The organism is Paenibacillus ginsengihumi DSM 21568, from assembly GCF_000380965.1.
GTDB classification, from domain to species: domain Bacteria; phylum Bacillota; class Bacilli; order Paenibacillales; family NBRC-103111; genus Paenibacillus_G; species Paenibacillus_G ginsengihumi.
This window is the reverse complement of sequence record NZ_KB905558.1, coordinates 1,080-15,785: the sequence shown is the minus strand read 5'-3', so window position 1 is coordinate 15,785 and position 14,706 is coordinate 1,080. Positions and strand designations below refer to the sequence as shown.

11 protein-coding genes are annotated in these 14,706 nt (G+C 59.5%); 9 read left to right on the top strand and 2 right to left on the bottom strand.

Annotation, left to right across the window (positions count from 1 at the left end; genetic code table 11):
* Position 1: 1 nt before the first annotated feature.
* The 7 genes from F591_RS0108135 (at position 2) to F591_RS0108105 (ending at position 7,386) form a co-directional block, all read left to right on the top strand.
* On the top strand, positions 2 to 727 hold the full coding sequence (locus tag F591_RS0108135) for an ABC transporter ATP-binding protein (protein ID WP_019534098.1): 726 nt from the start codon (positions 2 to 4) through the stop codon (positions 725 to 727).
* Positions 711 to 1,754: an efflux RND transporter periplasmic adaptor subunit gene (locus tag F591_RS0108130; RefSeq protein WP_245581000.1), complete on the top strand. Its 1,044-nt coding sequence runs from the start codon at positions 711 to 713 to the stop codon at positions 1,752 to 1,754. Before F591_RS0108135 ends, F591_RS0108130 begins: the two co-directional genes overlap by 17 nt.
* Positions 1,755 to 1,780: 26 nt before the next feature.
* Positions 1,781 to 4,681: an ABC transporter permease gene (locus F591_RS0108125; protein ID WP_019534096.1), complete on the top strand. Its 2,901-nt coding sequence runs from the start codon at positions 1,781 to 1,783 to the stop codon at positions 4,679 to 4,681.
* A 16-nt stretch (positions 4,682 to 4,697) separates the two neighbouring features.
* The gene (locus F591_RS0108120) at positions 4,698 to 5,591 is read left to right on the top strand and encodes an ATP-binding cassette domain-containing protein (RefSeq protein WP_019534095.1); all 894 of its coding nucleotides are present in this window, start codon (positions 4,698 to 4,700) and stop codon (positions 5,589 to 5,591) included.
* A gap of 96 nt (positions 5,592 to 5,687) precedes the next feature.
* On the top strand, positions 5,688 to 6,179 hold the full coding sequence (locus F591_RS0108115) for a metallophosphoesterase family protein (RefSeq protein WP_019534094.1): 492 nt from the start codon (positions 5,688 to 5,690) through the stop codon (positions 6,177 to 6,179).
* Positions 6,180 to 6,203: 24 nt separating this feature from the next.
* Entirely contained in the window at positions 6,204 to 6,545 is a 342-nt protein-coding gene (gene ytxJ, locus F591_RS0108110) for a bacillithiol system redox-active protein YtxJ (RefSeq protein ID WP_019534093.1), read from the top strand.
* Between the two features lie 28 nt (positions 6,546 to 6,573).
* The gene (locus F591_RS0108105; RefSeq protein ID WP_019534092.1) at positions 6,574 to 7,386 is read left to right on the top strand and encodes an alpha/beta hydrolase; all 813 of its coding nucleotides are present in this window, start codon (positions 6,574 to 6,576) and stop codon (positions 7,384 to 7,386) included.
* Positions 7,387 to 7,413: 27 nt separating this feature from the next.
* Here F591_RS0108105 and F591_RS0108100 read toward each other — a convergent pair whose 3' ends face one another.
* Positions 7,414 to 12,543 carry an AAA family ATPase gene (locus tag F591_RS0108100; RefSeq protein ID WP_019534091.1) on the bottom strand — a complete coding sequence of 1,710 codons (5,130 nt, stop codon included), beginning with the start codon at positions 12,541 to 12,543 and terminating at the stop codon, positions 7,414 to 7,416.
* Between the two features lie 74 nt (positions 12,544 to 12,617).
* Positions 12,618 to 13,052, bottom strand: coding sequence for a MarR family winged helix-turn-helix transcriptional regulator (locus F591_RS0108095; protein WP_019534090.1), 435 nt, complete (start codon positions 13,050 to 13,052; stop codon positions 12,618 to 12,620).
* Positions 13,053 to 13,293: 241 nt separating this feature from the next.
* Here F591_RS0108095 and F591_RS0108090 point away from each other — a divergent pair, with 241 nt between their 5' ends.
* Positions 13,294 to 14,199, top strand: a complete 906-nt coding sequence (locus tag F591_RS0108090; RefSeq protein ID WP_019534089.1) for a TIGR01777 family oxidoreductase — start codon at positions 13,294 to 13,296, stop codon at positions 14,197 to 14,199.
* The gene (locus tag F591_RS0108085) at positions 14,196 to 14,507 is read left to right on the top strand and encodes a hypothetical protein (protein WP_019534088.1); all 312 of its coding nucleotides are present in this window, start codon (positions 14,196 to 14,198) and stop codon (positions 14,505 to 14,507) included. Before F591_RS0108090 ends, F591_RS0108085 begins: the two co-directional genes overlap by 4 nt.
* The last annotated feature ends 199 nt before the right edge of the window (positions 14,508 to 14,706 follow it).

Below are 14,706 nucleotides of genomic sequence, written 5' to 3'. Positions count from 1 at the left end.
CATGCAAGTCGATGTATCCGGAATTCCGCAAAGGGTGACGCCGGACGAAACGCCGATCATCGAGGCGGTCGGCGTCGTCCGCACATTTGGCAAAGGCAGCGCCGCCGTGCATGCGCTGCGCGGGGCGAATCTGCGCATCTCCCCGGGACGGCTGGTGGCGCTCAAGGGAAGGTCGGGCTCCGGTAAGACGACGCTGCTCAATATGTTGGGGGCGCTGGATCGGCCGACGGACGGCGCGATTTATTTTAAAGGCAACGATATCACCCGCTGGAGCGACCGGCAGCGCAACGAGTTGAGAAGAACCGAGCTCGGTCTGATCTTTCAGTCGTTCGCGCTGGTGCCGTATATGTCCGCTTACGAGAATGTCGAATTCGGCCTGCGCATCGCCGGCGTTCCCGCTGCGAGGCGGAAGGCATATGCCGAGCAGGCGCTCGAGTTTGTCGGTCTGAAGGCGCGCATGAAGCACCGTCCGTACGAAATGTCCGGCGGCGAGCAGCAGCGTGTCGCGATCGCCAGAGCGATCTCCCATCGGCCGTCGCTGCTCCTGGCGGACGAGCCGACGGCGGAATTGGACAGCAAGATGGGGCTGCAGGTCATGAAGGTGTTCAAGGATCTCGTGCAAAAGGAAGGCATGACGATCGTCCTGACGACGCACGACCCGGCGATTATGGAAATCGTCGATCAAGTCTACGCATTGGAGGATGGGCACATTGTGGAGGAAGGGTAGTCGCGCCTTGCGCGCCATGACGAAGTCAGTGTGCGCTCTGGCGCTATCGGCGTCGCTTGCGGGCTGCAGCCTGCTGCCCAGGGAGGAGGAGGCGCTGAAGCCGCCGCTGGTCAAGCCGGCCAAGGAAAATTTCGAGCTGTATGAGGTAAGGAGAGGCTCGATCGTGAAGCAGGTGACGGGCGTCGGCACGCTCGCATCCGATAAGATGGAGTATTTGTTTTTCACCGAATCGGGCGGCCGGTTATCGAGCATGAATGTGACGCTTGGCAGCGAGGTCAAGAAAGGCGACGTCATCGCCCAGCTGGATACCGGCGACCTGGAGAACAAGATTCGCCAGCAGCAGATCGAGGTGGAGAAGGCCGAGATCATGCTGGAGAAGGCGAAGGAAGGGATGCTGGGCGACGCCAGAGAGATCCGGCTGAAGGCGCTGGACGTCGAGAAGGAGAAGCTGGAGCTTGAGCACCTGCGCCGGCAGCTGGAGAAGACGAAGCTCGTCTCCGGCGTGGACGGCATTGTCACCTACATCGAGCCGATCAAGGAGGGCGACTCCGTTCAGGCATACAAGCAGCTCGTCACCATCTCCGATCCGAAGCAAATGAAGCTGACGTACGAATTTGCGAATTTGGCCGATTTGACCGGCATTCAGATCGGGATGGCCGCCGAGGTCCGTTACAAGAACGCGACGTATGCCGGCAAGGTCGTGCAAATTCCGGCGACGGCTCCGCAGTCCGACGTCAAGGCGATCCAGGAAAAAAACGCCAAGTCCATCGTCATCGATGTGGCCGGTCTTCCTGCGGACGCGGCGATTGGCGAATCGGCGGACATCACCATCGTCACGGAAAAGCGCGATAATGTGCTGATCATTCCGCGGGTCGGCCTGCGCTCTTATATGGGACGGGATTACGTGCAGGTGATGGAAGGCGAGAGCCGCAAGGAAATCGATGTGGAGAAAGGCGTCGTCTCGGCGACAGAGGTCGAGATCCGCAAGGGGCTGAAGGAAGGGCAAAAGGTGATTTTGAACAATTGAGGTGACGCTTTGTGGCGTTAGTGGTCATGATGTTGCGCAAAATGGCGAAAAACAAATGGCTGGAGCTCAGTCTGCTGCTCGGGCTCGTCATTTCGGTCGGGCTGACGAGCAGCATGCCGATCTATACGGACGCCATATTGCACCGGATGCTGATCAAGGATTTGGAGCAGCTTCAGGAGACGAGCGGACAATACCCGGGCGTGTTCTGGACCTCCGTCTTTACGACGGGTGAGCTGGCGCCGGAGGAGGTGGCAACCCGGTTCCGGGAGGCCGACCGATATATGACGGAGGAGACGCACCGCCGCATCGGCCTGCCGATCAAGACCTATATGATCGAGAGGGCGACCGACCGCTACAAGCTGGCGCCGGCCGATCCGTCCAGGGTGGATGCGACCGTAAACCGGATGGTCGATGTCGTCGGCATGAGCGATCTGGAGCAGCATGCGGTATTGATCGACGGACAATGGCCGAAGCCGGAGCCAGTGAACGGCGTATACGAGGTGCTTGTCGTCTCGGACGCGCTGACGAATCTGAAGACGGTCGTCGGCAACGAGTTCGTGATCGCCGGCGACGCGACCGCCACGCTGAAATTCAAAATCGTCGGCGTCATCGACCGCAAGGAATACGACGATGTGTATTGGTACAACCATCTGTCCAATTACCGCAGCAGCTTCCTGCTCCCATTCGACCTGTTCGAGCAAACGTTCATGGAGGAAAGAACGCTTCCGGTCCGCTCCAGCATCTGGTACACGGCTATCGACTACAGCGCGTTCACGCTGGATGCGATTCCGCGATTCGTCTCGGCGTATCAGCAGACGGAGAATGAGCTGCTGGCAAAGTTCGGCACAGCCAACCTGAAGGCGAACGCGCTGCAGACGCTCGGCGGCTATTATGTGAAGGAAGCCAGGCTCAAGCTGATGCTTTGGTCGCTGAACGTCCCGGTGATGATCATGCTGGCCTATTATTTGTTCATGGTGTCCAATCTGATCGTGGAGCGGCAGAAGACGGAGATCGCCGTGCTGCGCAGCCGCGGGGCGAGCCGGATACAGATCGTGCTGAGCTATTTGGCCGAAGGAGTGCTGCTTGGCGCGGCGGCGCTGGCGATCGGGCCGCTGCTCGGCATGCTGCTGACGAAGCTGCTCGGCGCCTCCAACGGCTTTCTCGAATTCGTGCAGCGCGCCGCGCTCAAGGTGGAGCTCAGCCGGGAAGCGTACCGTTACGGCCTGCTCGCGGTGTCGGCATCGGTTGTAATGACCCTATTGCCGGTGCTCGCTGCCACCCGCGCGACCATCGTCGGGCACAAGCAGCAAATGGCCAGACAGCTCAGCCGCTCATTGTGGCATAAATATTATTTGGATATGGCGCTCGTCGGGGTCTCGCTGTACGGTCTGCAAACGTTCCGCGGCCGGATGAACGACCTGCAGTCGCTCGGGCTCGAGGCGGCAGACGTGCAGATCGATCCGCTGCTGTTCCTCGTGCCGGCCTTGTTTATTCTCGGCTGCGCGTTTGCGATCCTGCGCCTGTATCCGCTGCTGATCCGGCTCATCTATTGGCTCGGCCGCCGTCTGTGGCCGCCTTCGCTGTATTCGACGCTGCTGCAGGTTGGCCGCTCGACCGTGCAGTACCAGGCGATCATGGTGTTTTTGAGCGTCACCCTGGCGACGGGAATGTTCAGTGCCAGCGCGGCCCGTACGATCAATCAGAACGCCAGCGAAAAGATTTTGTACACCAGCGGGGCGGACATTGCGATGCAGATCAAATGGGAGAACGATGCGCCGCCGCCCGGCATGGAAGGGATGGAGAACGGGGAGGAGGAGGAAGCGGCCGACAATGCCGCCGATCAGCCGCCTGTCGCGCCCAAGCGGGTGCAGTTTTCCGAGCCGCCGTTCCTGCCGATCGCGCAGCTTCCGGGCGTCGAGCACGCGGCGAAGGTGTTCGTGAAGCAGGAGGCGGCCTTCACAGCTGGCAAGGAACGCGGCACGGCCACGCTGATGGGCATCGATACGGACGACTTCGGCATGACGGCGTGGATGCGCGACGGTCTGCTCGAGCACCATTTCTACGATTATTTGAATCTGATGGCCGGCGACCCGTCGGCGGTGCTGATCTCGCGATCGCTGGCAGATCAGTACGGTCTTAAGCCGGGCGACCATCTGTATGCCGGCTGGTCCGGCGTGGAGGATGCGATGTTCAACGTTTACGGCATCGTCGATTACTGGCCTTCCTGGAATCCGAATCCGCGCCTGGGCGCGTCAGCGTCGTCCGCGGCGCCAAGCGGCAACGCAAGCCCGAAAGCCAATTACCCGATGCTGATCGTTGGGCATCTGTCCTATATTCAGAACAATCTGGCGCTCGAGCCGTATCATGTGTGGCTGAAGCTGAAGCCGGACGCCTCGAGCCAGACACTGTATGAAGCGATGGAGGAGCGCGGCATTCCCGTTACCAGCCTGAAGGACGCCCGCCAGGAGCTGATCCGGGTGAAAAACGATCCGTTCCAGCTGGCGATCAACGGCGCGATGACGCTGGGCTTCCTGATCTCCATTATGATCAGCTTTTGCGGCTTCCTGCTCTATTGGGTGCTGACCTTGTCGAGGCGCGTGCTGCAGCTCGGCATTTTGCGCGCGATGGGCATCTCCTTCCGCCAGCTGCTCTCGATGCTGGTCGGCGAGCAGCTGCTCACGAGCGGAGCGGCTGTCGTCATCGGGCTGCTGCTCGGCGTTGCGACGAGCCGGCTGTTCGTGCCGATGTTCCAGCTGTCGCTGCAATCGGCCGGCCAGGTGCCGCCGTTCCAGGTCACCTTCGATCCGCGGGATCAGCAGCATTTGTTCATTCTCGTCGTCATCATGCTCGGCATTGGCCTGACGATTCTCGCCGCGATGCTGTCGCGCATCAAAATTCACCAAGCCGTCAAGCTCGGCGAAGATTAGGAGGATGCTTGCGCATATGATCCATTGTGACAATCTGGTCAAAATATACAAGGTCGCCGATCTCGAGGTCGTCGCTCTGCAGGGGCTTGACCTGCACGTCGAGGCAGGCGAGTTGATGGCGATCATCGGCAACAGCGGCAGCGGCAAATCGACGCTGCTCAATATGCTTGGCGGCTTGGATCGCCCTTCCGCCGGCCAGCTGACCGTGGACGGAAAGGATCTGCTGAAATTCACCGAAGCCGATCTGGTCAAATACAAGCGGGAAACGGTCGGATTCGTCTGGCAGAACAATGCCCGCAACCTGATTCCTTACTTGACGGCGCAGGAGAACGTGGAGCTGCCGATCTTGCTCAAGGGCCGGCGCAAGCGGGAGCGCGCGCTGGAACTGCTGGAGGCGGTCGGCCTGAGCCACCGCAGAAAAAACAGGCTGCACCAGCTGTCCGGCGGCGAGCAGCAACGGGTGGCGATCGCCATTGCGCTGGCGAATCAGCCCAAGATGCTGCTGGCCGACGAGCCGACCGGCTCGGTTGATACGAAGATGGCGAACCAGATTCTCAATCTGTTCCGCGAGCTCAACCGGAGCATGGGGCTTACGGTCGTCATCGTGACGCATGACCCGCTGCTGGCCAAAAAGGTCGACCGGGTCGTCGCCATTCGCGACGGCAAGACGTCCTCGGAGATGATCCGGCGCAAATCGTACGCCGACGAGCTGCGCGAGCTCGAGGAAGGAACGGCTGCGGCGGAGGAGGAATCGCATGTGGAATATGCGGTGATCGACAGGGCGGGACGCCTGCAAATTCCGTCCGACATGCTGCAGTCCGTCGGCATCAAAGACTCCAACAAGGTCAGAGTGCAGCTGGAGGACGGGCGAATCGTCCTGCTGCCTCCGGAGGAGAAGAAGACGTCGTAAGCCGAGAATGGACACCCCTTGCGGGTGTTTTTCTTTTTGGCCGCGTCTATGGTAAAATGAAGGAATCATTTGCGAGGGCGAAAGGGGGAGGTTGTCATGCTCATCGGCGTCGTATCCGATACGCATATGTACTCCAGAAGCCGGCAGCTTCCCAAAGCGTTGACCGACGGGCTGCGCGGGGTGGAGCTGATCGTGCATGCAGGCGATTGGACGAACCCGGAAGTGGTCGGGCTGCTGGAAGCGCTGGCGCCAGTCGAGAGCGTGGCGGGCAACAATGACGGCCCGGAGATTGTCGAACGGTTCGGACGCCGCAAGGTGCTGGAGCTGGCCGGTCGGCGCATCGGCCTCGTGCACGGCGACGGCTGGCGGGCGGCGCCCGATACAGCCTTCGAAGCATTCCGCGGCGAATCGGTCGACGCGGTCATCTTCGGGCATTCGCATACGCCCTATCTGGAGCGGCGCGAAGGCGTCCTGCTGTTCAATCCGGGATCGCCTACCGACAAACGGCGCGAGCTGCGGTATTCCTTCGGGCTGCTTAGGCTCGGCAGCGAAATCGTGGCGGAGCACCGATACTATGATCAAAAGTAATCTGAAGAGGGGCCAGGAAGCAAGATGATTCAATGGAAAGAAATTACCGAAGTTGAGCAATGGAAGCAAATATTCGAGGGGACGAGCGAACGGCCGGTCGTACTGCTCAAGCACAGCACGGCTTGCCCTGTGAGCACCAACGCGCTGAACGAATTTGAAGACTATTTGAGCAAGCAGCCGAATCCCGCCGCGGATTACTGGTTGGTGAAGGTGATCGAGTCGCGGCCGGCTTCCAATCAGATTGCCGAGGATACGGGCGTGAAGCATGCCTCGCCGCAAATTTTGTATATTAAGGATAAGGAAACGGTCTGGAACGCCTCGCACTGGGCGATTACCGTGGAACATATCACAGCAGTTCTCGATTGAGTATATACGCAAGGGAGGTACAAACCCGATGAGTGTGAAGCAGCTACCTTTCTTCTCCGGCGCCCTGTATTCGCGCCATACATGCAACGTCTACTTGCCGGCAAGCTACGACGAATCCGGCGACAAGCGGTATCCCGTCATCTACCTGCTGCACGGTCTGTACGGCAGTGAAGCGTACTGGCTGCAAAAATGCGCGGCGGAACAGACGTTGGACCGCATGATGAAGGAAGGCGGCTTACGCGAAAGCATCGTCGTGTTCCCGAGCGACGGAGGCTACGGCCACGGCACGTTCTACATGAACTGGTATGACGGTACGGGCCGATTCGAGGATTATTTTCTGTACGATCTGGTGCCGGCGGTCGAGGCGCAGTTCCGCACGCTGGCCGGACCGGACCAGCGGGCGCTGTGCGGCCTGTCCATGGGCGGCTACGGCGCGGTCATGCTTGCGCTGCGCAACCCCGCCATGTTCGGCACAGCCGCCAGCCTGTCGGGGGCATTGTTCTCTCCGGAGAGTGTAACGGAGTCCTTCCTCCGTTCCGAGGTATGCCGCATGTTCGGGCCGATCCGCGGCCCCTATGCGCGGCAATACGATCCGTTCACGCTGTCCGAAGCGCGGCTTCAGGAGCAGGCGGCGCCGAGAATCTATTTCAACTGCGGCACATCGGACTATCTGTATCCGGTTAACGTCATGTACAAGGCCCATCTGGAGCGAATCGGCTACGCCCACGAGTACGAGGAGTTTCCGGGCGAGCATAACGCCGACTACTGGACGGAGCATTTGCCGGATGCCCTCCGCTTTATCGAGAAAAGCTTCTCCTTATCGGCGGAGGCCCAAGCTTAAAGCGCCCCAAAGGCGACAGCGGGTCCTTCACGGCTTGCGTGACGGACCCGCTGTTAGTGGCACGGGGCGTTTTTTCTTTGGAATGGAGACGATAAACTCCGTGCCCGTTCCTTCCTCCGAGGCGCATTCGATCGCGCCGCCGTAATGCTGCAAGTAATTGTGCACGATATGCAGGCCGAGCCCGGAGTTGCTCGATTCCGGCTTCGTCGAGAAGCCTTTCTCGAAGATGCGCCTGCGCCGCTCCAAGGGAATGAAGGAGCCGCTGTTGAACACGGTGAGCCGGTAATGGTCGTCCCATTCCTCGATCGCGAGCCGCACCGTTCGCAGCGCATCCTCCGGCGGCACGGCTTCGATCGCATTTTTCAGCAAATTGTGGACGATGCTGGAGAAGTAGCTGATCGGCAGGCTGAGCTCCTCAAACGAGCAGTCGAGATCGCCGTTCACCTGAAGATCGATTTTCTCCGAGATGCAAGACAGGGACAAATTGTTCAGCACGACCCCGAGCACGGGAAATTTGACCGAGCCGGCGACCGATTGCTGGACGATCTCCTTGCACCACACCGAAATATACTCTTTGGCCATATCGGTCTTGTTCATCATCAGCAGCGCGTGCACAGTCTGCACATTGTTGATCAGCTCATGCTGCGCCTTGCGGATATTGAGCATCGTCGCCTCGGCTGACTGCGTCCACCGCTCTTTTTCTTCCAATTGCAGCTTCATATTTTTTTCTCTTTCCTCCAGGAGCTGCAGCTTGACGTTTTTGGATTCCAGGTTGGCGTACAGATGCGCATTCTCGATCAGCACGGCGAGCTCGGAGGCAAGCAGCTTCAAGGTGTTCAGCCGTTCCTCCCGGAACACGCGGGGCGCCAGGTTGTTTTCCAAATAAAGCGCGCCCGTTACTTTGCCGAGCCGGACGATCGGCAGACAGAGCACCGACTTCGGATGCCGGCTGCGGATATAAGGGTCCTTGGCAAACATCTTCGCCTGCGACGCATCGTTCAGCAGCACGACTTCCCCGGTGCGCACAGCGTACTGGACGACGGTCAGCGCCGCTTCTCCGCAATCCTCCGCCGGGGCCGATTGGAGAGCCGGCAGCGCCTGCGACGAATGCTTGGCCGCCTCCACATAGAGCCGGTCGTCGCGCATCGCCAGCAGCAGGCCTTTCTCCGCGCCGGCATTCTCCAGTACGATCGCCATGATGCTTTCCAGCAGCTTGTGAAAGCCTTCCTCATCGGCGATCGCTTTGCTCGCCTTCACCATCGTGGTGACGTCGATGGCGGCCTCTGCGGCCGGCGCGAGGCTGGCCAGGTCGGGATACCGCGCGTCCAGCTGCGAAACTTTGCGCATCGCTCCCCACTGCAGATAGAGTCTGCGGGCTTCCGACAAGTAAGCCTTGGCGATGTGAAGCCGACCGCTGCCCCGATAGTATCGGGCGGCGCATTCATGCGCCATCGCCTCGTGCTGCACGAAGCCGTGCTTGCCTGCGGAGCGGATAGCCAGGTCGTACGCTTCCGCCGCCTGCGCCTGTCTGCCGCTCACGCGCAGCCATTCGGCTTCCGCCAGCAGCTTCAGGTGCAGCATATTGTCCGGCGACTGCCGGGACCATCGCGACAGGAAGCGGACCGCTGCTTTCATCCTGCGCCTGTAGGCGCGCTGCTCCGCAGCAGTCGCTTGATCGTACAGCGCCGCCATGACGAGCGCGCTGTGAAAGTGATGCAGCTGCACGTGTATGAGTCCGAAGATGGATTTCAGCTGCGCTTCCGCTTCGTCGCAAATCGCCTTCGCCTGCAGGTAATCTCCCATTATGTACGACGCTTGCGCCTGCAGCGCGTAGTACGTATGCACCGTCGCTTTATTGCTCATGCCTCGCAGCGCGTCGATCTCCTTCGCCGTCATGAACGCCTGATCCGGCCCGGTCCCCGGCAAATCCGGGCACCCGGCTTCCTTCATATATCCGATGAACCGGACGATCACCGTAAAAATCTGAATCGCGTCGCGATCCTGCGCCTTGTGCAGGAAACCGCGGCAGCCTTCCGCTTCTGCCAGCACCTCGTTCAGATGGTCGCCGCGGAACAGCTGCAAAAACAGACTGAACGTGATCGAGTACCCTGCGTACACATAGTCGCCGGCATCGATGCCGAGCTGGTAAGCCCGCTTCTGGTAATCGATCGCCGAGGTGATATGCTCTCCCATATTGCTCGTAAAGCTGCCATAGGAGAAGTATACTTTCGACTTGGTCTGCGGATCGCCGATGAATTCGCACAGCTCCAGGCTGAGCTTGCCGAATTCCCGCCCTGCCTTCATCTGGCCAAGGACGGAGCTGAGAATGACGCCATAGGTCGCGTAGGCGAGGGGAGAGCCCTCGGAATGCCCGTTGACGAGCGAATAATTCACCATTTTGAGCATCAGATAGATGTACAGCTCGGAATCCAGGTAATAGGCCGGCGCGATCAGGTTGACCATTAGCCGCGTCAGCGCTTTATGCTCCGGATCGGTGATGACGGGGAGGTCGAGCAGATCTTCCGGCTTTCTCCCTACAAGATGCAGCTTCGTCTTCAGCACTTCCCACAAAATATGGCCTTTGCCAACTGGCGAGGGGAGAGCGAGGCGGAACAGGCGAAGCCCTTCGAGCCCCGTCTGCAGCGCTTTGGCATGCTCGCCCATGTTCGTGTATAGCACCATCATCAGGTTGTACGCATCCGCCTGGTCGAGGCGGGTTTTGGCATGAGTCAGCGCGATCTGAAATATTCGTCTCGACACCTCGAAATGCCCGCACAAATATTCATGCTCGGCCAGCTCCAGATGGAGCGCCATCGCCAGCTCGTAGTGACGCGCCCACGCCTTGTCGCCGAGCATTCGCTGCCCTTGGCGGGCGAAGGCGAGCGCCGTCTCGTAGGCGGCATTGCCCTTCGCCTTGCGGCAGGCCTTAAGGTTCAGCTCCGCCAGCAGCCGCTTCTCGTCGCTCTCCTTCATCAGCTCGGCGCCTGCGTTCAGCTGCCCGGCAATTTCGAAGATGCGCTCCGCCTGCATTTCGGCAGAGCAGTGGCGAAGCAGCAGCCGCCCGATGCGCAGGTGAATGTCTTTCTTTTGCCGGTCGGTGACCAGAGAGTAGACCGCTTGATGAACGCGGTCGTGCAAAAATTTATATACGGCGTTCGCCTGCTGCCCCTCGGTATACCGGCTGGCCGCCGCGGGAATGATCAGCCCGTTCGCAGCCGCGCGCGCCAAATGCGATGTCAGCGCCTCCGGCTCGATATCCGCGACCAGCGCAAGCGTGCCCGCATCGAACGAATGTCCGATGCAGGCCGCATATTGCAGCACGCGCTGCAGCGGCTTGTCCAGTCGCCGAATTTGGCCCACCATGAAATCGACGACGTTATCCGTAATATGCAGCTCTTCAATCTGTTCGGCGTCCCAGACCCATGCGCAGACGTCGTAATCGAAGCGGAGCCACTGCTGCTCGTGCAGCGAGCGCAAAAACTGACGGGTAAAGAACGGGTTGCCGTTCGTCTTCGCCATCACGAGGCGGGCCAGCTCCAGCGCCGGGCGGTGGAGAGGAAGCAGGGAATCGGCAAGCAGCTGCTCCAGCTGCCGTTCGCCCAGCGGCTTCAGCGCGATATGAAGCACGTTCGCCGCTCCTGTCTGCTCCATGCTCGCGATCGTATGCCGGAGAGGGTGCGATTCGGGGATATCCAGGTCGCCGCCGCGGTACGCTCCGATCAGCAAAACGTACCGGGGCAGACCTTCCGCGGTCAAATCGTGGATCAGCTGCAGTGAATCGGCGTCGGCCCATTGCAGATCGTCGATAAACAGCACGAGCGGCCGCTCTTTGGAGACGAACACGGACAAAAATTGCAGGATCGCCTGCGTGAGGCGGTGCTGCTTCTCGGCCGGCGGCAGCTTGCCGAGCTGCTGCTGCGGACCGAGCACCTGGGCAAGCTCGGGCAGCAGATCGATCAGCACCTGGCCGCTCGTGCCAAGCGCATCGGCGAATGCGTGCTGCCAATGGCGCAGCCGATTCTCCGGCAGCGTCAACAAATATGACAGCAGCTCGCTCATCATTTGCAGCACCGCTTGAAACGGAACGTCCCGTTTGTACTGATCGAATTTTCCGCTGACGAACAGCCCTTTTCCGCTTTGAAACGACTTTTGAAATTCCTGAATCAGGCGGGTTTTCCCCACCCCGGACACGCCATGCAAAAACACGATTTCGCCGCTGCCCATCGAGGCCCGGTGATAAGCGTTAAGCAGCAGCTGCAGCTCGTATTCCCTGCCGTATATCGCATCGGACAGGCGAAACTGGTCGTTGACCCGCCGCTCTGCAGGGAGCGCGTCGATATGCCCGTTCGCGAGCAGGCTGTCCAGGCAAAGCTCCAAATCTTTGCGCAGGGCGAAGACGCTCGGATAGCGCTCCTCCGGATGCTTCGCCAAACATTTGAGCACGATATCCGAAACCGCTTCGGGAATTTGGCTGAATTGTTCGCAAGGGGGTGCCGGCTGCACCGCCAAATGCTGATGAGCCCATTCGTTCTCGTCCGATCCGGCGAACGGAAGCATCCCGCACAGCATTTCGTAGAAAAGAACACCCAATGTATAAATGTCGCTTCTTGCATCGGCTTGCCGATCCATTCTTCCGAGCCGCTCTGGCGCAAAATAGGGCAGCAGCTCTCTGTCCGGCGGAAGTTCTGGCGCCCCTGACCCGGAGGCGCTTCCGGCAAGCGGAGCCAGTGCGAACAGATCGGTCAGCTTCGCCTTTTTTCGCTTAAAATCGACAAAAAAAGAGCGCGGCGAAAGAACGCCGTGAATCCGTTTCCGCAAGTGCAGCGAATGCAAGGCTTCCGTCATGGAAAGCGAGTATTCCAAAAAAGTCCTGACATCCAGCGGCCCGTTCTCGATCGCGCGAAACAGCGGGACCCCTTTGGCAGGCTCCATGACAAGAGCGTGGTGTCCGCCTACGGTTGTCCATTCCAGCGGCTTTAGCACAAACTCCCCGTCCAATCCGCTGGCGGCTTCGAGCTCTCGGCGCAGCGGAACCGGGCTGCTCATCGCTTTGACCAGCGCAGGCTTGCCCGTATATTTGTCAATGCCCTGATACCATTGCACCTGCCCAAATTCGCCCAATAGCTGGAGCGAATGTGTGTCGATGGTCCAAGCCAAGCATACCCCTCCGATAAAACTCCTAATTTCATATCATCTTACTTTGAATTGGAAAGCCGAACAAGCGTTAACGATCATTTGTTTTTCGGCAGCGCTTCGGACAGCTTCCTCATATAATTCAACAATTGAACTCGTTCCTCCTCGCTGAAGCGTTCGAACGGTTCCGACAGCGCCTCGACCCATTGCGACTCGGTCCGGCGAATCAAGTCCCGGCCCTGCTCCGTTAACGTGACGAGCTTGACTCTGGCATCGCCGGTGTCGCTTCCTCTGCGGACGAGGCCTGATTTCTCCAGCCGGTCGATCATTTGCGACATCGTGCTCGGACGGACGTCCAAATGCACCGCCAGCTGGCCGATCGTCGCCGAGCCGGTGCGGACCAGATGCTTGAGCAGCAGCCACTGCACCCGAGTGATCGCATTGCTGCGCTGGTCGAACACTTTGGAGCGGAGGTGCCGATTGATGGATTGCAAATAAGCGGTAAACTGCTCTAATGATTCTCTTGTTTCCATCCTCCGTTCCCTCCCTTTACCAATCATTATATAGCCAAACTAAATTTTTCGACAAGGGCGTACGCGAAGCGTTCGGCAAGCGGATGGAAGGGGCTGCTGCGTTAACGGCGGCGTCCGGCCGGCGGGGCGGGGAAGCCTGAACGGGAGTGCGGCGCCGTCTGCCGATGCGGTTTTCAAATTGTTCGCAGGACGCTTTTCAGATATAATAAGTGCCATATTGAAAATAAATGAGGGATGCAGCATGAAAGTGGCCATCGCGGGCGGCACGGGCTTCGTGGGCCAGCACTTGATCCGGTACTTTGTGGAGCGCAAAGATTCGGTTGTTGTCATTTCCCGCAACAAGCGGAAATCGGAGCAATCGCTCGTCCGTTACGCCACCTGGTCGGAGCTGGAAAAAAGCACAATGGCGCTGAGCGGCGTCGACGCGATCGTCAATCTCGCCGGCGAGACGATCAATCAGCGGTGGACGAAGGAAGCGAAGGAACGGATTTTGCGTTCCCGGCTGGATTCGGTCAGCAGGGTGGCCGACATCATCGGCAAAATGGAGCGAAAGCCCGTATTGATCAATGCGTCGGGCATTTCCATATACGGTTATTCCGAGACAAGCTCTTTTACGGAAGAAAGCGATCTGCAGGTGGTCGACTTTTTGTCCGATGTCGTCGATAAATGGGAAGCGGCGGCGGAGCAAATCCCCGATACGCGCGTCGTCCTGCTTCGGCTCGGCATCGTGCTGGGCAATGACGGAGGGGCTTTTCCGAAGATGTGCCTGCCGTTTAAGCTCGGCTTTGGCGGCAGAATCGGCAGCGGCAAGCAGGTGCTGTCGTGGATTCATATCCGCGATCTTTGCTCGCTGATTCATTTTTGCATCAAGCAGGAGGAGCTCGAAGGTCCGGTGAACGCCACTGCGCCGCAGCCGGTAACGAACGACGAATTCGGCCGCACGCTGGCCAAATTGCTGAAGCGGCCTTATCTTTTCCCGGTTCCCGCGTTTGTCATGAAGCTGCTGTTCGGAGAGATGTCGACGCTGCTGCTTCAAGGGCAGCGGGTTTTTCCGGAGTTGGCGCTGCGCCACGGCTTTCCGTTCGAGTACCCGGTGCTGGACCGCGCGCTCGCTGCGCTGCTGCAAGAGGGGGAGGCGAAGCGATGATTCCATACGGCTCGCCGGAAGTGAATGAGCTGACATTTGAGCGGCTGAGAGCCCGCGTCGAACGCAGGGAGGACGGGCAGTGGATCGACATCGAGGTACGCTTCGACCTGGCGGAAGGCACGCTGCCGGACGGGATCGGGGAGCTCACCGCGCTGATCATTTGCACCGCGCGCGGCGACATCGTCCAAATCGTGCCGCAGGATGAAGGCCGGGACTGCGAGTTCCAGTTCACCGATAATGAAAAAGCCCAGCTGGCCGCTTATTACGAAGCGGAAGTGAAGCCGCGTCTCGACGCGCAGCTGGCGTAATGGATGGCCTCCGGGCCCGCATCAAGCATGCGGGAGCGGGGGCTGTTTTTTTTAATTTTCAAGGGGACGCCTATGACGAGCATTTCCTTTCGTCATCGGCCGTTACCTGCGGTGTTGAAAATTCGGTCGGCGGAATATCGCCAAATTTTCAAGAGGGACGCCTATGACGAGCGTTTCCTTTCGTCATCGGTCGTCACCT